Source organism: Streptomyces sp. A0592, from assembly GCF_004795115.1.
GTDB classification, from domain to species: domain Bacteria; phylum Actinomycetota; class Actinomycetes; order Streptomycetales; family Streptomycetaceae; genus Streptomyces; species Streptomyces erythrochromogenes.
This window is the reverse complement of the sequence record NZ_SSBM01000003.1, coordinates 104421-126553: the sequence shown is the minus strand read 5'-3', so window position 1 is coordinate 126553 and position 22133 is coordinate 104421. Positions and strand designations below refer to the sequence as shown.

Sequence of the window (22133 nt, the reverse complement as noted above, 5' to 3'; positions counted from 1 at the left end):
CGCGGCGGTGTCCCCCGGCACCGCAGGGAGGACGCACATGAGCACCACCACTCGGGACGAGATCCTCGCCGGCGAGCAGCAGGCGGTGGACCACGCGTACGACTGCTACACCACGAAACTGGCCGAACTGAGCGGCACTTCGGCGGCCACCGCCTCGGCGAGCGGCAAGGACGGGATCGCCAACCGGGCCGCAGCGGAGGCGCGGGCCGAGGCGTACGGGGGACTGGGCGACGAGGCACTGGTCTTCTCTCGCGTCGACGCCCCGGAGGACCCGGGCGGAGAGCCACGGCCGTGGTACATCGGGCGCCGTGGGGTGAAGAACAGCGACAACGATCCGGTTGTCCTGCTGTGGACCAGCCCCCTGGCGAAGACCTGGATCGAGGCCCGGCCCGAGAGCCCGGGCAAGGTGGTCCTGCGCCGGCAGCTCCGCTGCGTACAGCGGATCGTCGAGGGCTACTTCGACGAGATCTCCCCGGCGGCACCCGCTCCCGTACCCGAGCCCGTACCCGTACCCGTACCCGAGCCCGTCGGCGCACCCGAGTCCGCCACCGTACCGGTGCCCCGTCAGGCCGCCGACGACAGCGCGGCGGAGGAGGCGGACGCGTCCCCCGCCCCGGAACCTGCGTCGGCCCCCACGCCCGGCGATGTCGTACGACGGCAGCGGCGTAAGGCACCCCAGCCGGACGACTTCCTGCTGCAAGAGCTCCAGCGGTCGCGCGGCGGCCGGATGAGGGACATCGTCGAGACCATCCGCCGTGACCAGATGGCGCTGGTCACCGGCTCGCCCTCGGACATCCTCGTCGTGCAGGGCGGCCCCGGTACCGGCAAGTCGGCGGTCGGTCTCCACCGGGTGACCTGGCTCGTCAACAACGAGCACTTCAAGGCCCAGGACATCCTCGTCATCGGCCCCCACCAGCGGTTCCTCGACTACGTCGGCCAGGTCCTCCCCACCCTCGGCACCCGGGATGTCAACGCCGTCCAGCTGGACCGCCTGTGGGAGGGCGAGATCCTCGGTGTGGACTCCGCGAAGGCGCGTCTGGCGAAGTCGGGGGAAGGCATGGCGGCCGTACTGCGGCGCCGGGTCGAGAGCGACTACCGGCCCGAGGCCCTCGACGCCCTCACCGTCGCCCCCTCCTACGAGGGCGACGAGCCCGGGGTCGTCGTCACCGCCGGCAGTACGACCCTCCGCGTGCCGAAGTCCGAGGTCCTCGTCCTCCTCGATCAGGCTCACGCCGGCGACGGGCCCTTCCGGGAGCGGCGGGACCGCTTCCGCGGCCTGTTCGTCGACCGGCTTCTCCAGGAGCTCGCCGATGTCGCACCGCGCCGCGGACAGGCCGGTACGATCCGCCGCGACCTGGAGCGCAACCGCCGGGTCGAGCGCCTCGTCGAACGCGTCTGGCCGTCCCCCGGCCCCCGCGAGGCCCTGCGCAGCCTCTACGACTCGGCCGACCTCCTGCGGGAATGCGCCGACGGCATCCTCGACGAGGACGAGCAGACGGCCCTGCTGCGGGCGCGCGCCGCCAGCGCCGACGCCGACCCCTGGACCCTCGACGACCACGTCTGCCTCGAAGAGCTTGGCGTGCTGATCAGCGGCGAGACCCCGCCGCGATACGGCCACATCGTCGTCGACGAGGCCCAGGACCTCACGCCCATGCAGGCCCGCTCCCTGCGGAGGCGCTGCGCCGTGGGCGGCTCCATGACCGTCCTGGGCGACCTCGCGCAGGCGACGGGCGCCCACACCCCGACGAGCTGGGACCTGCTCGGCGCACTCCTCTCCGACCACGGCGACTGGAGCGTGGCTCAGCTCACCACCAGCTACCGCGTCCCCGCCGAGATCATGGAGTTCGTCGCCCCTCTCGCCCGCGTGGTCGCCCCGTCCCTGCCCTACCCCCAGGCCGTCCGTGAGGCGGGCGCGGACGCCGTGCGGACCGTGGCGACCGAACCGTGGAAGCTGCTCGACGACACCGTCGCCCACGTGGCACGCCTGGTGCGCACCAGCGACGGCCACAGCCCCCGCTCCGTTGCCGTCATCGTCCCCGACGATTCCGACTGGCTGGACGCCATCAGCCACCGGATCCACGAGGGCGGAGACATCGCCGAGCGCGATCGCGATGCCGTGTCCGTACTGGCCGCCGCGCAGGCCAAGGGAATGGAGTACGACCACGTCCTGGTCGTCGAGCCCGCGACGATCGCCGACCGCGGTCCGGCCGGGCTGCGCCAGCTCTACGTGGCCCTCACCCGCAGCACCCAGAGCCTGACCGTCCTGTACACCGCCGCGTTGCCGGAGGCGCTCACCGCCTCCGCGGACGACGCCGAACCCGCGGCACCGGACGTCCGGCCGGCCGGCGCGGCGGAAAGCCTTCCCCGGATCGGCAGCGATGTCCGGGTCGAGGTCGTGGGCCACGTCTCCGGCGGCCGGTACAAGGTCAGGCCGCTGTCTCCGGTGATCGGTCGGCCGCTAGTGCTCACCGTGCGCCAGGGCTCGGTTCCCCCGCGCCGGGGTGACCAGTTGGACTGCTGGGTGTTCGCGAACGACACGAGTCAGACGGTGCTCACTGCCGATCAGCGTGGCCGGTCGCCCGTCTCGGAGCGGATGGCGGGGCGCTATATCGCGGCATTGGACGTGCTGGGAGAGCTGACCGGCAGTGACGGCGACGTTCCCGACGCCCGCAGCCGCCTCTCCGAACTCCAGGGCATGGCCAACCGCATCCTTCGCCGGGACCAGGCCGACTGGGTCGATGTACTTCATCTGTTCGGTGATCCGGACAGGGAGCGACTCGGAGTTCTTCGAGACCTGGCCGCGACAACCAACCGTGCGCTCAAGGAGGGCACTTTCGACGCAGGCCGGCTTGCGGAGGGGCTGGATGCCTCCGGCTGGGCAGGGCCCCTCGCTGCAGCACGGCAAGATCTCCAGGAGCGCTTCGGCACGGCGACGAAGCCGAACTCCGACGGCGCGGTCCCCGTCGCCCCGACGCAACCCGATCAGAAGGAACAGGTGCAGATGACCACCGCGGACACCGCCGCCGCAACACCGGCTGCGACCACGAAGGACGGTTTCCTCCGCGCGCTGGGAGCGGCTGCCGAGGCCGACCGTACGTGCAAGAAGCACGAGGCGGTCCGGCATGCGCTGAAGTCGTCACTTCTCTGGGCGGACCTCCAGCCGGCCGACTCCCCGGTCGTCGACGTCAGCTGCCTCACCCAGCACGGTCTCTTCCTCTACGAGGCCCTGGGCGCAGGCTGCTCCACCTATGCGGACCTGCGATCGGGCGCGACCCGCCTGCTCGAGATCAACCACACGCTGCCCGCGCCGGCCGACGGTCTCTACCTTGTCCTCTCCGAACCGCCTGCCGAAGACTGGTCCGCAGACACGATTCGCGATGTCTTCCGTGTCAATGTCATCTGGCGCAGCCCGACCGGCTGGGGCGGCGAGAACGCGCACACGGCCTTCGGCTCCTCCGGGGTGAGCAATCACCAGTAGCCGTCGTTCAGTTCTCGCCTGCGCCTGCTGGAGCAGGCGAAGCAGAAGCAGGTGACACCGCGGGGTTGGGAGATGGAACCTCGGGCGCCAGCACCCCGCTGAGCCGACGCCCCCAGCCAGGAGGGTGGGGCTGACCTTCAGGGCCGCCTTGGTCGTCCGGTCTCTGCCGCCGGGTGACACCGCAGCGTTCGCCGACCGAAGCGCCGCGCCTGCCCCTGCCAGCCATTTGCCTCAGCCGAGGAGTGAGATCAGCGTTCACGCCGCAGCGATACCCGCACACTCATGTCGTCATCGCGGTCAAGGAACAGGCCTGACCCGTTCACGCTGGTGAGGTACGGAACATCCACACCTACCCCGAGAACCTTCGGGTCACCCGTGCTGGTGGTCAGGTTCAGCTCCGCGACGACCGCTTCCGCGCCATCGGCCGCCGACTTGTCCTGGACCGCCCCGTAGGCCGTGCCGTCGTCGCGGATCGAGGCGAGCGCGATCGTCTTGCGGTCCCCGTCACCTTCCAGACAGATGCCCTTGCCGAGCTTCAGATCGAAGACAACAGGCCCAGCTGCCAGATAGCGGCGGTCCGGCGAAGTAATCACGGGGTAGTCGCGAGCCTTATTGGAGCCCGGGACTTGGTGCGCACAGGTCATGCTGGCCTGGAGCTGGCCCGTTCGCACATCGTGCACCGACCACAGCGGGGCGTTCGGAGCGCCGAACGTGCCGCCTGTCGACCAGCCTGCGAGGATGTGGCCACCGGCGACGCCGTACACATCGCCATTCCACGAGCCGACAATGCCCGTCTTCGCTTCGATGCCACTCGGGCGTACGGCGTCACTGAACCAGCGGCCCGGAATGCCGAAGCCTCCGGTACCCATGCCTACCAGCGGGCCGTCTGCCGTGGCCGCCATCACGCGGCTGCTGGCGCAAGCCACCGTCGTCGCGCACTGAGAAAGCATGCCGTTCGGCTTCTCGTACGCGTCGACCTTTCCGGTCGCCACGTCCACCGCTGCAGCCGAACCGGGAAAGGCGTCATAGTCGCCCCAGGCGACGAGGATCCGCCCACCCGTCAATCCCACACGTACTTCACCGGGGTCAGCCGAAACGGGGACGTCGATCTCCCGTAGCGGCTTGACCGAGGCGCCCGAGGCATCGGCGGCATACACGGCGAGCCGCACCACCTCAGCCCCCTCGTGGAGAGAGTCCTTGCCCCGCATTCCGTGCGCGTAGGCGAGCACGTACTCGTGCCCGTCCTGCTCGACCGCCATCACGTCCGGGATCTCCCCCGCCTGACCGGATTCCGCGTCGCCCTCCGCACCCTTGATCGGCGTGGGAGGGTTCCAGGGCCCGGAGATCCAGCGGACCTCACCGGTATCGGCGGCACGCGCCTCGACGGTGTACCCGTTGGAGGCGGCGTGCATCATGGCAATCACACCCGAGCGCGGTGCGGCAGTCACGGGAATCGTCCGCACCACGCCTGGAACCCAGTTCAGGGTTGCATCCCAGCCCTTGGCCGGGTCGTAGGCCGACGGCACCTTCAGCTCCGCAAGCGGCTTCGCCTTATGGCCCGGCTGAGGGATCCCGTTCTTGTCTTGGGCTCGGCTGTCACCGCTGCCGCCGCTACAGCCCGCCACCAGGACTGCCGCCAATACGACCCCGCCTACCGACCTGGCCACACGCATGTCGCTCTCCCTCTTCGCCCCCATGGCCCCTCAGGGGCGCCCGTGATCATGCGTTCGGCGACGCTACCAGGGCTGACTACACACCCATTGCCGAGGATCACTCTCCGCTGGCGATCAGCAGCACGTTCACCTGGTCATCTGGCCGGCTCGGTGAAAGGGGCGTCGGTGCGCCCGGCATAGAAGCCACGCACAGGTTGGCTGATACGAGCCGCTGTGTGGCGGGGAGCTGACCTTGACCAGGGGCCGTGAGAGCTGGTCCGCTTGTGCGCGATAGGGCGTCGGATTCGGGGGTTGCGTTCGTGACCAGAGCTACAGCTGGAAAGCTGTGCCGCGCCACAGGCGGCCAGCCCGAACGGGCCAATCCCTGCTTCGTCAAGACGACCCACGTATGAGGCTCCGGCGGGGAATTTCCGTCGCCGTCGTGGCCGCCGGCGGAGCCGTTACGACCATGCTCGTGGGGCTCGTCACCAACGCGGTGTCCGAGTCGGAGTGGCCCGGTTGGCTGGGGTGGTTGCAGCGGCATGGCTGGTTCTCGTTCGCTTTGCTCGGCGGGGCCATGGTCGGGCTGGCGGTGCTGCTTGCCGCACTGTCGGAGTCGGGGGCGTCGGAACGCCGCGCTGAGCCGACGCCCCAGCCAGAGGAAGGGACGGTGCCTCCGGGTGCTGCCCTCGTGCTGCGGTCCCTGCCGCGCGACACCACCGCGTTCACCGACCGGACTGCCGAGCTCGAGGCGCTGGTGCGGTCCGTACGGAACTCGCAGGAAAGCGGCGAGGCGCTGCCTGTGCATGTGATCGACGGAATGCCAGGAGTCGGGAAGACGACGTTCGCCGTACACGCAGGACATGTGCTGTCGGAGCGGTTCCCGGACGGCCAGCTCTTCGTGAATCTCAACGGGCACACGACAGGAAGGCCTCCCGTCCAGGCCACGGAAGCGCTCGCATCGTTGCTGGCGGCGACCGGAGTGCCGACGCAGCGGATCCCTGTCGGCGACGACCTGGGTGCGGTCACCGAGGCGAGGGCGGCCATGTGGCGGAGCCAGCTCGCGAACAAGAAGGCACTGCTCATCCTCGACAACGCGTCCAGCTATCGCCAGCTGGAGCCCCTGCTCCCCGGCGGGAGCGACTGTCTCGTGCTGGTGACGAGCCGGAAGCGGTTGGCTGCGTACGAGGAGGTGGTCCTGCCAGTGGAGGCGTTGCCGGCGGAGCATGCGGTCGACCTGTTCATACGCCTCAGCGGGCGATCGGCGGAGTCGCTCGATCGGTCCGTCCTCGAGCAGTTGGTGGAGCTGTGCGGGTACCTGCCACTGGGGGTGTCGTTGCTCGCCGCGCGGCTGCGCCATCGCCCGTCGTGGAGCGCCGAGGATCTCCGTGCGCGTCTGGTCACCGCCGGGGACCGGCTGGGAGAGCTCCGAGCTGGGGAGCGCGCGGTCGCCGCGACGTTCAGTCTGTCCTACCAGGACCTCACACCTGAGCGGCAGCACTTCTTCCGGTGTCTCGGCCTCTACCCTGGAACCGAGCTCGATGCCTTCTCCGGGGCCGCGCTCGGCTCGGTCTCGGTGGCGGCGGCACGCGAGGCACTCGACACGCTCTACGACGCTCATCTGATCGAGGAACACCCGGGGAGCCGGTTCCGGCTTCACGACCTCCTACGCGACTATGCCCGCGGTCTCGCCGACGAGGGAGGCAGCATGACCCCTGTTCATGCCGTTCAGCGCGTGTGCTCCTACTACCTGGCCGTCCTCGCTGTCGCGAACAGACACATTGCCCGCAACGGCGCCTCCACTCCGAATTCTCCGGATGGCGCCGCCCAGGTCGAGACCCCTCCCATCGATTCACGTACGGCGGCTCTCGGCTGGCTGGAGGACGAGCGGGCCAACGTCCTGGCCTGCATCCGAAGGGCGAACGACCTCGCGCTGCACGAGTTGGTGATCCACATGGCTGCGGCGATGGCGCCCTTCCTGCGGCAGGCCGGGCCCTGGGACCAAGCCGTTGGCCTCCACCGGACCGCCGCCGAGGCCGCCCGGCACACCGGCGACCGGCGGGCGCTGGCCAACGCGCTGGCCGAGCTCGGAGTCGTACGGCGCTTCATGGCGGCCTACCCCGAGGCCATCGAGGCGCTGAACGAAGCGGTGACGGAGTACGAGGCGGTCGGCGAGAAGCGAGGCAAGGCTGACGCTCTGAACCAGGTGGGCATCGTCTGGTACATGACCGCGGACAACGACGCCTCTGCCCAGGCGCAGACCGAGGCCCTCGCGCTCTATCGGGAAGTCGGCGACCGTCTCGGCCAGGCGAACGCGCTCGCGGACCTCGGCATGGTGCGCCGCCAGACCAGCCGCTTCGACACAGCGGTGGCGGCACAGACCGAAGCGCTGGCGATCTACCGGGAGCTGGGCGACCGGTACGGGGAGGCCAACTCACTGCGGGACCTTGGCATCGTGCACTGTCTCCTGGGCGAGTATCAGCTGGCTGGGCAGCGCCACCGTGAGGCATTCGACATCTACCAGGAACTCGACGACCGGGTCCACCAGGCGTATGCCCTCAACGAGCTCGGAGTCGTACGGCGCCTGACCGGCGATCCCACCGGAGCGCGGGAGGCTCACACCCAGGCACTGGAGTACTTCACCGAGCTCGGCGAACGGTTCGGCCGCACGAACAGCGTTCGCCACCTCGGGGTACTGGACCGCATGGACGGGAACGTCACGGAGGCGATCCTGCTGTTGGACGACGCCCTGGGCTCGTACCGCGATCTCGGCAGCCGTGGTGGCGAAGCCGCCGCTCTGGGCGAGCTGGGTGCGGCGCGCGGGGTCGCCGGCGAGCGGGACGGTGCCGTCGAGTTGTTTCGGCGGAGTCTGGACATCCTCCGAGAGCTCGGCGACCGGTGCGGTGAGGCGGAGGTCCTGAACCACTGGGGTACGCTGCTGCACTCCTCCGGTGACTGGGCTGCCGCCCGCGGACTCTTCGAGCAGGCGCTGGGGCTGGCCCGCGACATCCGCTGCCCGCTTGAAGAGGCACGGGCTTTGGAGGGGATCGGCCGTTGCGACTGGACGGCCGGCGAACGGGCGCGGGGCGAAGGGGCGCTGCGTGAAGCGCGCGATGTGTACCGACGGTTGGGTGTGGGCGGGGCGGCAGATGCCGTCGAGCGGCTACTTGCGCCGCGGTCCGAGTAGCCGGGCACGTGGCCGGATTCGATATGTCGCCGAGGGTAGCGGCGCTGCTACCTTGCGGGCTGGTCTGCCGCCTCAATCGCCGTTGCACTGCCCCGAGGAGCGTCGAATGCCGTCACGTACGCCCGTTCCCGCACCACATGCTCCGGCGCCTGTCGTCGCGGAGTCCATCAACGGTTCGGTCGTCCTGGATCGTGTCGCCGTCCGCGTACGGCGGCGGCTGGCGGCCGAGCAGACGGCATCGAACCCCGCCGGCGAGGGTGGTCACCACGCTTCGCTGATCTGGACCTGGCCTCTTTGAGCCGTTCCGCTCGATGACACCGCGCGCGGACGTTGCCCCCTTTCGGTCTTTCATCCTCAAGGTTGCCAATCGCTGCAACATCGACTGCGACTACTGCTACGTCTTCAACTCCGCTGACCAGGCGTGGCGGCACCTGCCTGCTCGGATGAGTGCGGACGTGGCCCGGGCGGCTGGGCTGCGAATCGGTGAGCACGCAGCGGTGCACGGCCTGGGGAGCGTGCACGTCGTACTGCACGGCGGTGAGCCGTTGCTCGCCGGCCCCCGGCACATGGCAGACCTGCTCGGCGCCGTACGGGAGGGTGTTCCGGCCGGTGTGGCGGTCCGTTTCGAGCTTCAGACCAACGGGACGCTCCTCACGGAGCCGTGGCTGGACCTCTTCGAGCGGTACGAGGTCGTCGTGGGCGTCAGCCTCGACGGACCGCCGACCGCGAATGACCGGCACCGGCTGACACACGCCTCGCGATCGAGCGCCGCCTCGGCCGTACGAGGCATCGAACTTCTGCGGTCCCGGCCGCACCTGTTCGCAGGGCTGCTCGCGGTCGTCGACCTGGCCAACGACCCGGTCGAGGTCCACGACTACCTGGCGTCGTTCGAGCCGCCTGTGATCGACTTCGGCCTGCCGCACGGGACGCACGACGAGCCGCCGCGTCGCGACGACCCGAGTGTGCCCGAGTACGGGTTGTGGATGAGCCGCGTCTACGACGCCTGGCTCGCCCGGCCGGAGCAGCAGCACAGCGTGCGGATGCTGGAGGACATCGTGGCGCTGAGCTCCGGGGTGCACAGCTCGGTGGAGTCCCTCGGCCTCGCCCCGCCGACGAGCATCGTGATCGAGTCGGACGGCACGATCGAGGGCGTGGACACCTTGCGGTCCGTCGAGGAAGGCGCCTCCTGGCTGGGACGCGACGTCTTCAGCCAGTCCTTCAATGAGGTCCTTCACCATCCGAAGCTCCTGCACCGGCAGAACGGGAAGGCCGCGCTCGCCGATCAGTGCCAGAGCTGTCCTCTGGTGGAGGTGTGCGGTGGGGGCTATCTACCGCACCGCTTCAGCACTGACCGCGGCTACCGAAACCCCTCGGTCTACTGCGCGGATCTGGAGTACCTCATCCGGCATGTTCAGGACTCCCTGCGCCAGCACGGCTGGGCTCCTCAGGCACTGACGCCCCTGTAGCCACGAGCCGTGCCGCCACGCCAGGATCACGTATTGAAACGAACGAGTGAAGCGATGAAAGAGCGACAGGAGATCTCGATGACCGTGACGATCCGCCCCGCCGAAGGGCGCGACACCGTGGCAGTGGCCGATCTGATCGAGGAGATCGAACGGTTCTACGGATCGACCGAGATCCAGCCGCTCGAGGAGCGCCGCTCCCAGGTGGAGGAGGCGCTCTTCGGCTCCCCGCCATTGGCGTCCGCTCTCTTGGTCGAGGACGAGGCTGGTGATCTCGTCGGGCTGGCCGCCTACTCGTTCCTCTGGCCAGCAGCCGGCTCATCCCACTCCCTGTTTCTGAAAGAGCTCTATGTCCGCGGCACCCTTCGCCGCCAGGGCGTCGGCGCCCGCCTCATGGACGAGCTCCGCGCCCTGGCCTCAGCACGTCCCGGATGCAGCCGGGTCGAGTGGATGACGGACCGCAACAACCCCGACGCGCGCGCCTTCTACAAGTCGTTGGGGTTCGCGGAGTTCGACGGGAAGATCGTCTACCGTGTGGACACCGGTACGACGTGAGAGTGGGGCGGGGCCGTGAAGGAATGGCGTTGCGAGCACTGCGACGTCATCATCGGGCTGGGCTGTGCGTGCCCGCCCGACGGATCCACGCCAAAAGCCCGCCCAATCACCTCGCCCCGGCAGGAGTGGCGACGTTTCCCTGCGGACACGATTCTGATCTCACCGACGCAGTACGCGCACATTCCCGGGGCCTGCACCCATCTGACCGAGGAACTGGTGACCGCCCCACGCTGGGGATGGATCCCCACACCTCCGCCCGGGCTGTGGCACCGGTTGAGCAGTAGCTATCCGGCGACCGCGACCGAGGGAAACATCACACGGCAGGCGATCAGGCGGTGCGAGGAGTGCCAGACATCGCTTGCGTGATGTGAGCCGTCTTGGATTGTGCTGGGAGTGGTCGCATGGATTGCCGCAGGCGCGAGGCCTGGGGGGTTCTGATGGGCCGGCGTCCTGGTGACGAAGGCCGACTGGACCGGCCTCCCCCCTGCCGGGGCGCGACCGGGTTGACGTGTGCTTGCAACACCGCTGTCTCCGCGGACGGCTGGGCGTCAGACCGCACCGCGGCTCTTGCGGGCGTCAGTCGACCCCTCTCAGGTAGACACGGCTGCTCCGTTCGTCGATCTGTGCCACCGCGACCTTGAGCCAGTTCAGGTCGCCCGTGCATGGAGCGCACACCTGCCCCTCCCGAACCTTGGGAAGTGAATCCGGTTCCGGCAGCCCCAGGCGTGCGAACGGCGTGGCCGGTGTTGCCTCCGCGACGAAGGGCTGCTCGCGCAGTCTGAGGGGCTGCTCCGGATTCAGCTGGGTGAGGGAGGAGTCCACGGCTTCCGCAGGCAGGAAGCGGCCCGCTGCCCCAGGTGAAACCGGAGACAGCGGGCCCAAGGCATCCGTCAGGGGTCAGCCGGCAGCTCCCAGAGGAGAGGCCAGACCGAAGGCATGCCAGCGTTGTGCGTTGGAGCTGTTGCAGTCGAACAACACGAGCTGGTTGCCGTTGTCGATCCGTGCGTTCGGAAGGTCGAGGCAGCGGCCGGACTGCGGGTTGTAGAAGCCGCTCGTGGCGGTGGGGAGCCATTGCTGGCCCCCGGTTCCGTCGCAGGCCGAGAGCTGGGCGGGGGTTCCGTTCGCGATGCCACCGCCTGCGGCGGTCACGCACTTGCCGACCACGCGCATCTCGCCGTTCTCACGGATATCGAAGAGCTGGGGGGCGCCCGGGTCGGCGTTGCAGTCCCAGATCTGGATGCGGTTGCCCTCAGCAGTGCTTCCGTGGTTGTCGTCCACGCATTTGGTGGCGCTGACCGCGGAGACGAGGGTGGTGCCGGTGGCCGAGGGGACGCTGGAGTGGTTGAAGATCGTCACGTTGCTGATGCGCCCCTGGAAGAAGGACGAGGGCTGGCCGGCATTCTTGAAGCGGCCCAGGACCAGAGAGCCGGTGGCGTTCCAGGCATTGCCCTTGGCGTGGTGGCCCGTGCCGACGAGGGTGCCGTTGACGTAGAGGGCGATCAGTCCCGTCCGGTCGTCGTAGGTGGCGGTGAGCTGGGTCCACTCGTTGACTCGGACCTTGGCGGCGTCGTTGACGACATGGGTCCGGTCGTAGTCCCAGTTGTCGTCGTCCTTCTTCGACAGTCCGAACTGCCACGTGCCGTCCTGGTCGTGCCAGATCGCGAAGCCGCTGGAGCGCTGCCCGTCCTGGCTGAGGACGACAGACTTCTCCTTGGACTTGACCCAGGCGGAGACGGTGAAGCTGCGGGAAGTGTCGAGACCGGAGGTGGCAGTGGTGACGGTTCCGGACCCTGTGCCATCGAGGGCGACGACCTTGGTAGCCGCGCCCGCCACGGTGTCGTCGGCCCAGGTGGCGCCAGTGGTGCTGAGCGTGGCGTGGTTCCTGCCGCGCAAGTCGGCGGCCGCACTTCCGGTGCCTTCGTTCAGCCTCCAGTGAGAGCTGGAGATACGGGCGTCGCCCATGGTGCGGCCGGTCCCGAGTCCGGTGACCTTTCCGGAGGTCGCGGCTCCGTCCCAGGTCCGCAGCCGGTGGAGGCTGTCCAGGGCCCAGAGGTCGGGAATGCCATCAGCACTGGTGTCGCCCGACGAGCCGACGACGGGATGGTCGGCCGCCTTGAGGCCAGAGCCGATCTTGGTGCGCCTGGTGTGGTCGCCGAGGGCTGCAGGGTTTCCGGCGACGTTCGCGTACTGGTAGACGTCGCCGGTGATGTTGTTGCGGGCCCAGAGGTCGGGAAGCCCGTCGCCGGTAGCGTCGCCAGGGGCCAGCAGGGTGAGGTTGTCCCAACCGGAGGGGCTGAGCACGAGTACCACCGGATCGCGCAGTTCGCCCGTTGCACCGGCGCCCTGGAACAACACCAGCGAGCTACTCGTACCGTCGTTCTCCACCGTGAGCAGGTCATTACGAGGTGCGACACCTGCTTCCGGCAGCGCGTCCCCGACGGCGAGGATCTGGTTTACCCGGGTCCAGTTCTCGGCGTACTCGCTTCCGCACGGCCGGCCTGTCGCGGCGACGGTGCAGTCCTCTGTGTAGGGCCGCTGGACGGGCATGGCTTTGGCAGCGTGGTAGTAGAGGCCGCCATTGGCTGCGAGCCCGCCCTGGGTGAGAGAGTTGCGGTAGAGCGTGAGCTGTCCGTCGCGGTAGGCCCACAGGTCGTCGATGCGGATGCCGTTGCCGCCGCGGTGGGTGGTCAGCGTGCCCTTGCCCCAGCCCTTGCCCCCAGGGCTGTTGGCCGCGTTGGAGGCGATGACGCCGCCGGCGGCCGGGTCGACGGCGGTCGGGTAGACGACGAGATCGCCGTTGTCGGTGGGGGCGATGAAGTCGACCCGTTCGTCGCCGGTGATGTCGCCGAGGGTCGTCTTGGCGTTCGGGTTGTCGGGTACGTAGAAGGCGTACGTGTGCTGCTGCGAGCGGTTGCCAGCGCGATCCACTGACTGGACGCGAAGGATGTTGGTGCCCCAGGTCGTGGGGGTGAGTCTGATGGTGGCGCTTTCATCAGCGCTGACGTCGACCGAATTCGCGCCGCCCACCGGGATGGTTCCGTTGAGAGCCCACTCGTAGGAGATGACTCCGCTGAGGGAGTCGGTGGACTTCACCGTGAAGGTCCCCGGCTGGCCGATACGCTGCGTGGAGCCTGGCAGGGTGCCGGACGGCGGGTATTCGGCTGAGGTCACCACGGGAACCGACGGTGGCTGGGTGTCCATGGTGAAGGTGCACCCGGTGACCCAGTTGGAGGTCATGTCGCCGTCGCCGCTCTGGACGTCCCATTTGTAGGTGTGGCCGTCCGCGAGGTTGGTGGGGTGGGCGGACACCCAGTGCGTTCCGCTTGCGGCTCCGACCCAGCCGCTGTCGAAGGCGAGGCTGGAGTCCGCGGTGTCGCGGACGACGAAGCGCGCGTCGTTGGGTTGCCCATCCGGGTCGCCGATCCATGCGCCGAGGACGAGGCCGGCGTAGTTGGTGGCGCCGACCCAGCCACAGCCGTTGCCGTTCGGGTTCTTCGGAGTCTGGTACGTACCCAGCTCCCATGGGTTGTACGGGCGCCGGTTGTACTCGACGTACAGGAACGGCAGATTGTTCTTGTCGCGAGTGAACCGCTTGAAGGAACTGTTCCCACTGCTCTTCGACTCGTTGGAGGCGAAGAGGCCGTAGGTGACGCTGCCGCGCCAGTGGTTGGCGGCAATGTGGTCGCGCACGTCCCACTCGCCGCGGGTCGTGGAGCCGGGACAGCCGGGGCCGCCGGCGCTGTTGAGGGCAGTGGTGCGCAGGACCTCCCAGTCGCGCGGCTGGGTGTTCCAGGTGATGTCGGAGAGCAGCGGTTCGGTGGAGTGGAGGTCCACGTTGTAGGTCCTGCTGCACGTCGCGTCCGCCGCATAGGACTGGGTGGCGAAGAAGGACGCCTTCTTGATGCTCTTGTCGCCCAGGTCGCTGGTGTCGAGCTGGACGTAGTAGCGCTCCAGCCCGGTCCTGGTCCGCCAGTGCTGGTAGCCGACGCCGGGGTCGTAGGTGTCGCCGTAATCGTCGTAGCTGACGGTGGTGGGGTACGCCTCCTGTACCCATGCCCAGTGCTGCGTGCCGCGGCTGGTGGGCTGCCAGGCCGGGTCGATGTAGACCGGGTACGCAGTGGCGGGGTCCGTCAGGAAGGCCTGGTCAGGGGTCAGGACGAGAGACTCCTTGCCCAGCTCGGTCCGGAGTCGGGACACCTTTGCGAAGTCCCCGGGGCCGTCGGTACCGGAGAGGGACTTTGCAGGCTCGTCGTCCGCACCGGTCGGCGCCGTGTTCTTGGCCGACTCGGAGAATGTGGTGGAGCCGGAGGACTTGGTCAGCGGCGCCCGGACCGGGGCAGTGGAGTCCCACATCGTCGGGGTGGGTGCTTGGAAGACCGTACGGCCGGAGGTGTCGGAGGCCTTCAGGTTGCCGTGGCCATCGGAGGAAACGGTCACGCCCTGGCCCTTGAGTCCCGTGGTCAGTTTGGCGAGCTTCGGATGCTTGGCGGCTTCCGCCGACTTGACCACGAGAATCTGCGAGATTCCGCCGGCCTTGTCGGCCGTCACCTTCAGATCGGTGCCCGGCACCACTTCGCGGTAGAGGGCGCTGTCGCCCTCCAACGCAGGGGTGGGGAGCGGCTCAGGCCACGTCAGCACCAACTGCTTGCCGTCCTGGTCCAGCGTGGCGAGCGGCGTGGTGCCTCCGCCCGACAGGGTCAGGCTGCCCACTGAAGCCTTCGGACGGAGCGTGCCGTCGGTCGCCTTGACGAGGGTGGCGTCGAGATCGACCCACTTGCCGTCGCGCTTGCTGCGCAGGGGTGTGACGCTGCGCGTCAGGCCGAGGGAACCGTTCGGATTGGCCACCACGGTGTCGGTCTCGGTCGTCGCTGCCGCCACGGGTACGGGCTTTCCGGTGCGTTTGGCCTCCGCGAGGGCGGCCTCCTCTGCTCGCTCCCGTTCGGTACTAGGCCGCTTTGGTGGCGTTTGGGCGGCGGGGGCTGCCGATGTGCCCACTCCGGATGCCGCTAACACGGTGGGCGCTCCGCCCACGGATGTGATGGTCAGGGCCAGCAAGACCATCCCTGCAACGGCGATCGGCCGACTGGCTGGTCGCCTCTCTCTCAGTGTGCCCCCCACGGCAAACTCCCCGGTCTGATAGATGGCTGTCAACTGGGCGTGAACGCTAACAGCCCTTTACTCCCAGCCGCTGCGGGTGCGAATCTGGAATCGCAGATTCCCTGGCTCTTATTTCCGTAATCGGGATCAATTGACTGACGCGATCGAGACACCCTGCAGCCTGACGGGCAACTTTCGGTCATCTTTCGTCTATGTGCACGCCGGTGGGGCACCCCTTGTCTGAATTGCTCTCGATTTTGCGATTTGCTAACACGCTAGGCTGCCAGGCCAATTGATCCACTCGGCGACCGTGGGGGGAATGCCGTGTCGGTGCCAGCGGCTGGATTTCAGCCAGTTAGAAGAAAATCGAAGATTAAACAGAGCGTCGCGATTCCGGTATTAGTGGCGCTCTCGTTAGTTGTCGGAACAGGCACGGCCGAGGCCGCGCAGTGGCAGCCCACAGAGCAGCGTCGCTGGTCACCGGGCGGCCTGAAGAAGACCGAATCGGTCGCCGGGAAGAATGCCCCTAAAGCGGAAGTTAAAAATCCGAAGGGTGACGGGGCGCGAGCATGGCGGCCGGTGGACGTGTACTGGCCACCCGCTTCACGGGCGGAAGTGGACCTGGGGGCGGTGGCGTCCGTTCCTCCGCGCAGCGATCTTCTCGCCGCGCCTGCGCCCTCTGGCGTAGCGGCACCTCCCGCCGCAGACCCGAGCCGCGCGGGTGCTGCTCCCGTCTGGGTGAGCTCGGCGCGGGACAAGGACGCGCTGCGCACCGGTAAGGCCGCCGTGCAAGTCACGGACAGGTCGGGGGCGGAGAAGGCTGGTGTGCAAGGGCTGCTGCTCGCAGTCCGACCAGTCGGGGAAGCGTCGAAGGGCGGCCCTGTCAGGGTTTCGGTGGACGCCTCGTACGTTGCGGGAGCCTTCGGCGGCGACTGGCTGTCCCGGGCTCGCCTGGTTGCTCTGCCCGAGTGCGCGCTGACGTCTCCCGAGCGGGCGGAGTGCCGTACGCAGACACCCCTGCCGACCGCGAAGGACGGCAACCGAGCCGGGTTGCTCAGCACGGAAGTGACTCTCAAGGGCGCCTCACCAGCGGGCGGCGAACGCGCCAGCAGCGCCTCGGACGCCGCAGGCGGGGCAACCGTGATCGCCGCATCAGCGGCTCCGGGCGGCCCGGCTGGTACCTACACGGCCACCAGCCTTGCCCCCTCCGGCAAGTGGACCAGTGGCAGCAACGCGGGCGGCTTCTCCTGGTCGTACCCGATCAACGTTCCCGACGGGCTGGGCGGTGCCAAGCCTGCTGTCTCCCTCGCCTACAACTCCCAGTCAGTTGACGGTCGCACCGCTGCCACGAACAACCAGGCCTCATGGATCGGCGAAGGATGGGACTACTCTCCCGGGTTCGTCGAACGAGCCTTCAAGCCATGCGCCAAGGACGGCCAGGCCGAATCGAGCGAGCAGTGCTTGGCCGGCCACAACGCCACCCTCTCCCTCAACGGCAAGTCCTCGACCCTCGTGCGGAATGACGCGACCGGCACCTGGCGGCTCGAGGACGACGACGCATCGAAGGTCGAACGGCTGACCGGCGCGGTCAATGGCGACAACAACGGTGAGTACTGGAAGGTCACCACCGCAGACGGTACCCAGTACTACTTCGGCGTGGGCCGAAAGCCGGGCAGTACGACCGCTCCGGCGACGAACTCTGCCTGGACCACGCCGGTCTACGGCAACAACTCCGGCGAGGAGTGCCACCAGTCCACCTTTGCCGCGTCCTGGTGCCAGCAGGCCTGGCGCTGGAATCTGGACTTCGTGGTCGACCCGCGCGGCGGGTTGATCACCCACTGGTACGACACGGAAACCAATCACTACAAGCGCGGGGCATCGGCTGCGACGCCCAACGGCGACCTCACCCCGTACATCCGAGGCGGCAGTCTGACCAAGATCACATATGGCTCGAAGCTCGCCGACGCGGACACCGTCAAGCCGACCGCCCAGGTGCTCTTCGGCACCTCCGAGCGCTGCCTTCCCGAGAAGGACGTTTTCGACTGCGCCTCGGCCAAGCTGACCAAGGCAAACGCAACCAAGTGGCCCGATGTCCCCTTCGACCAGAAGTGCGCGGGCACGGGCACCTGTGAGAACTACTCCGCCACGTTCTGGACCACCAAGCGCCTCACCAAGATCACTACCCAGGTCCTGAACACCGCTGGCGGCTACGACAACGTCGACCTCTACGAGCTCAAGCACGAGTTCCCCAACCCCGAGGACCACACGGCGCCCGCCCTGTGGCTCTCCTCGCTGACCCGCACCGGTTACGACGGCGAGACCAAGTTCGAGACCAAGCCCGTCACTTTCACGGGCAAGCTGAGGAACAATCGCGTCGACTCCAGTGTCGACAACAGGCCCGCGCTGAACCGGCGCCGCATCGTCGGGATCACCTCCGAAACCGGCCAGGTCATCGACGTCGGATACGCGGACCCGGACTGCGCGCGGGGAGCCGGCCTGCCGTCCTCGAAGGACGCGAACACCACGCGGTGCTTCCCGGTCTACTGGAACCCGGACGACAAGAGTCCCAATGATCCGACCCTGGACTGGTTCCACAAGTACGTCGTCACCCGCGTCACCGAGATCGACCCCTTCGGCGGTTCCCGCCCCCAAGAGACGCGGTACGAGTACGTCGGCGGCGCCGCCTGGCACCGGGACGACGAGGAGCTGACCGAGGACAAGCGCCGGACCTGGAACCAGTTCCGCGGATACGAACAGGTCATCACCCGCGCTGGCACCGCCCCCGACGCCGTCTCCAAGACTGCGGCTTTCTACCTGCGCGGCATGGACGGAGACGTCAAGGCCGACGGCGGCAAGCGCACCGCCACATTCACCGGCCTCACAGGTAACACGGTCAAGGACAGCAACCCCCTTGCCGGCACCCTTCGCGAAACCCAGACCTTCGCCTCCGAGGGCGGCGAACTCGTCACCGTGACCCAGAACGAGCCGTGGCTCTCCGGCGCCACCGCGACACACAGCCGCGGTACGAAACTTCCCGCTCTCACGGCCCAGATGCAACGAGAGGGCTCCTCCCAGGAGAAGAAGCTGCGTGCCGACAAGACGTGGCAGACCACCTCGGAGACCGTGAAGTATGACGACGCCTACGGCACGGAGCAATGGACCCTGGACCGAGCCGATGGTTTCCCGGACACATGCACCGTGACGTCCTACGCCCGCAACACCGGCGCCTGGATGATCGACCGCGTCTCCGAAACCGTCGAGACCCGCAGCAGCGACTGCACCGCGGACGCGACGGAGGCGAACACCCTCGGTCGCAACCGCACCTATTACGACGGCCAGCCCCACGGCACTCTCACCGGATCCGGCCAGGTCACCAGTACTGAGGAACTGGACCGCTTCGAGTCCGGGCGGCCGAAGTACAGCGTGAAAAGCGCCACCACCTACGACGCCTACGGTCGCGTCACCAGTGCCACCGATGCCGTCGGCGCCAAGACCACCACTGTCTACGAGCCGGCCGGGCCCGCTCCCGCCACCACGGTCAAGGTCACCAACGCCAAGGACTGGACGACCACGACGACCCTGCACCCGCTGCGTGCCGTGCCGGTCAAGACCGTCGACCAGAACAACCGCACCACCGAGGTGGCCTACGACCCGCTCGGCAGGACCACGGGCGTCTGGCTCCCCGGCCGCGCACGCAGCGCCGGCGCCAGCAAGGTCTTCGAATACGACCTCACCAACACGGCCGCGAGTTCCGTCACCACCCGGACGCTCCGCTCGAACCAGTCCTACGCGACTTCCATCGCAATCCTCGACGCGTTCGGACAGCAGGTCCAGGTCCAATCGACCCCGCAGAACGGAGCGGCAACCAGCCGTCTGATCACTGACACGTACTACGACAGCCATGGCCGTGCCTTCAAGACCAACGAGCAGTACTTCAACACCACATCAGACCCGGTGAAGACCCGCTTCATCGCCGACGAGAACATGGTTCCGGCCCAGAACGGCACCTTCTACGACGGAATCGGCCGTCCGGTCGCCAAGACCTTCTCGGCCAAGGCGATCGAGCAGTGGCGCACCACCACCGCCTACCCCGGCGCCGACCGCACCGACACCACACCGCCGAAGGGAGAAACGGCCGGCAGCGTCATCACCGACACCCTCGGGCACACGGTCGAGCGGCGCAAGTACAAGTCCGCCAAGCCCGAGGGGGACTTCGACAGCACCCGGTACGCGTACAACCTCGACGGGAAGCTCACCCGGATCACAGACCCGGCCGGGAACGTCTGGACCTACGAATACGATCTCCGCGGCCGCCAGATCCGCTCGCTGGATCCCGACAAGGGCGCCTCGAGCGTCACGTACGACGACGCCGGGCGTCCCGTATCCACAGAGGATGCGCGCGGCACTAAAGTTTTCACCAGCTACGACATTCTCGGCCGCCCCACATCCCGCAACCTGAACACCTTCGACGGCACGAAGTTGGCCACGTACGAGTACGACACCCTGCTCCCTGGCCAGCTCACCGCCTCCACCAGCTGGGTGGAAGGCAAGCCCTGGCGGCAGGAAACCACTGGTTACGACACCGGGTATCGGTCCACCGGCACCAAACTCACGGTGCCCGCAGGCGAAGGTGCGCTCACCGGCACCTACACCTCCGCCACCACCTACGACCCCATCACGGGGCTGGAGCGCCGCACCACGCTGCCCGCCATGGGCGGCCTCCCCGAGGAGCGCCTGAGCACAGGACGCAATGTCAACGGCCTGCCGGTCTCCTACGGATCGGACAACGTCGCCTACGTCAACTTCACCGACTACGACGAGTTCGGCATGGTGCAGCGCACGACCTTCGGTGACGACCCGCGGCAGGTCAGCTTTACCCAGACCCGCGACCCGGCCACCGGACGTCTCCTGAATACTCAGCTCAAGAAACAGGACTCCGGGTCACCTGTTGACATCACGGACTACACCTACAACCCGGTCGGCGATGTCACCTCGGTCACCAGCACCCAGGGCGCCGCACGCGAGACCCAGTGCTTCACGCACGACTACCTGCGCCGCCTGACTCAGGCCTGGACCGACACCGGAACCACCACGACCCAGCCCGGACCGTCCGTCCCCGGCATCGGCGCCTGTGCCAACGCCGCTCCGCAGCCGGGCAAGATCGGCGGCATCGCGCCATACCACCAGTCCTTCACCTACGACGTGACCGGCAACCGCACCTCATCCACCGACCATGACACCGCCGGCGACCCGGCCAAGACCGTCACCACCACTCACACCTACCCGGCGCCCGGCTCCTCGCGCCCCCACGCCCCGACCTCCACCACCAAGAACACAGGGGCAGGTCCCTCCGTCAGCAAGGCGACCACCTACGACGCGGCAGGCAACACACTCACCCGCCCTGGTGCCGCGGACACCACACAGACACTGACCTGGACGCCTGAAGGCAAACTCGCCTCGGCGACAACCGCTGACGGCACGTCCACGTACCTCTACGACGCCGATGGCAATCGGCTGCTGCGCAAGGATCCGGGAAAGACCACGCTCTACCTCGGCTCGAACGAACTGATCCTCAACACCAGCACGAACGCGGTGTCCGGCACGCGCTACTACGCCGCCCCCGGCGGCACCACCATCGTCCGGACATCCGACGGCAAGATCTCCTACGTCGCCGCCGACCACCACAACACCGGCACCACCGCCGTCGACGCCGCGACCCTCCAGGTCCAGCGCCGCGCGACCAAGCCCTTCGGCGAGGAGCGCGGCTCGGGGCCGGCCTCGTGGCCCGGAGAACGGGGCTTCGTCGGAGGCACGCAGGACAAGATCACCGGACTCATCCACCTGAAGTCCCGCGAATACGACCCGGTGATGGGCCGCTTCCTCTCCGTGGACCCGCTGATGGTGGCGGACGACCCGCGCCAGCACAACGGCTACCAGTACGGCAACAACAGCCCGCTCACCGAGTGGGATCCGACGGGTGAGGCCCTCCCGGAGTGCCAGAGCGGCATGTACAAATGCACCAACGGCAGCAACGCATACGACTACGGCCACAATTACGAGAAGGAAGTCGCCATCGCTGGCGGCACGCTCGATGCAAAGTATGTGGCCCGCAAGAAGAGCTACCAGAGGGCGTGCCGCTTCGAATCCAGCTGCAAGTCGTCCTACGGCTACAACGCCCCCACTGCTAAGAAGGCGGCGAAGGCTCCACCGAAGCAGAGCTGGTGGGACAAGAACAAGGGCCGAATTGTCCATCGAGCCATCAGTATCGGCGTCGGTTTCGGAGCAGGCCTCGCTGCAGTTGCGATCTGTGCCGGAACGGCCGGTATCGGCTGCGCCATCATCGCAGGTGCGGCGGTGGGGGTGCTGGTTGGGACTCCTGCACACTTGATTGCCGACAAGGCAATGGGGCATGAGACGTCCGGTGGTGAAGCGGCCAAGTATCTCGTTGGGTCTGCCGTAGGCGGCGGCTTCCAGGGAGGATTCCGTCAGATCATGGGCGCAGGCCCGCTTGGGGTTGGAGTTCAGGGGGTCCGACAGATGGCACCAGTCGTGGGCCGAGGGCTGGTCCAAGGGGGGAAAGCGGTAGGCCACGCTGCGTACAGGGCCCTGGAAGTAACCGGTCGAGCACAGACGCGAGGATATGGCACGTGGAACTGAAGAGAGACGTCTCCCTGACCACCTGGCGGGCGCCTGCACACCAG

Annotated in this window: 9 protein-coding genes; 6 read left to right on the top strand and 3 right to left on the bottom strand. The window is 68.0% G+C overall.

Translation table 11 applies throughout. The annotated features are described in order from the left end of the window. Window positions 1–37 precede the first annotated feature (37 nt). Window positions 38–3478 carry an ATP-binding domain-containing protein gene (locus E6U81_RS05955; protein ID WP_136229033.1) on the top strand — a complete coding sequence of 1147 codons (3441 nt, stop codon included), beginning with the start codon at window positions 38–40 and terminating at the stop codon, window positions 3476–3478. 248 nt (window positions 3479–3726) lie between these two features. Here E6U81_RS05955 and E6U81_RS05950 read toward each other — a convergent pair whose 3' ends face one another. Beyond that, window positions 3727–5151: a hypothetical protein gene (locus E6U81_RS05950; protein ID WP_136229032.1), complete on the bottom strand. Its 1425-nt coding sequence runs from the start codon at window positions 5149–5151 to the stop codon at window positions 3727–3729. 388 nt (window positions 5152–5539) lie between these two features. Here E6U81_RS05950 and haaT point away from each other — a divergent pair, with 388 nt between their 5' ends. From haaT to haaN, 4 genes are all read left to right on the top strand, one after another. Further along, on the top strand, window positions 5540–8317 hold the full coding sequence (haaT, locus tag E6U81_RS05945) for a cyclophane-containing RiPP biosynthesis TPR protein HaaT (protein ID WP_206309855.1): 2778 nt from the start codon (window positions 5540–5542) through the stop codon (window positions 8315–8317). 106 nt (window positions 8318–8423) lie between these two features. Continuing rightward, window positions 8424–8615, top strand: a complete 192-nt coding sequence (gene haaA, locus E6U81_RS05940; protein WP_136229031.1) for a HaaA family cyclophane-containing RiPP peptide — start codon at window positions 8424–8426, stop codon at window positions 8613–8615. 13 nt (window positions 8616–8628) lie between these two features. Beyond that, a complete protein-coding gene (locus tag E6U81_RS05935) occupies window positions 8629–9783 on the top strand; it encodes an FxsB family cyclophane-forming radical SAM/SPASM peptide maturase (protein WP_136229030.1) in 1155 nt (384 codons plus the stop codon). Between the two features lie 78 nt (window positions 9784–9861). Beyond that, window positions 9862–10335 carry a cyclophane-containing RiPP N-acetyltransferase HaaN gene (haaN, locus tag E6U81_RS05930; RefSeq protein WP_136229029.1) on the top strand — a complete coding sequence of 158 codons (474 nt, stop codon included), beginning with the start codon at window positions 9862–9864 and terminating at the stop codon, window positions 10333–10335. A 576-nt stretch (window positions 10336–10911) separates the two neighbouring features. Here the strand turns inward: haaN and E6U81_RS05920 are convergent. Beyond that, a complete protein-coding gene (locus E6U81_RS05920) occupies window positions 10912–11157 on the bottom strand; it encodes a hypothetical protein (RefSeq protein WP_136229027.1) in 246 nt (81 codons plus the stop codon). 75 nt (window positions 11158–11232) lie between these two features. After that, window positions 11233–15213: a LamG-like jellyroll fold domain-containing protein gene (locus E6U81_RS05915; RefSeq protein WP_168714570.1), complete on the bottom strand. Its 3981-nt coding sequence runs from the start codon at window positions 15211–15213 to the stop codon at window positions 11233–11235. Window positions 15214–15834: 621 nt separating this feature from the next. Here E6U81_RS05915 and E6U81_RS05910 point away from each other — a divergent pair. Further along, complete coding sequence (locus E6U81_RS05910) at window positions 15835–22089, top strand: RHS repeat-associated core domain-containing protein (protein ID WP_136229025.1); 6255 nt, start codon at window positions 15835–15837, stop codon at window positions 22087–22089. Window positions 22090–22133: the final 44 nt, after the last annotated feature.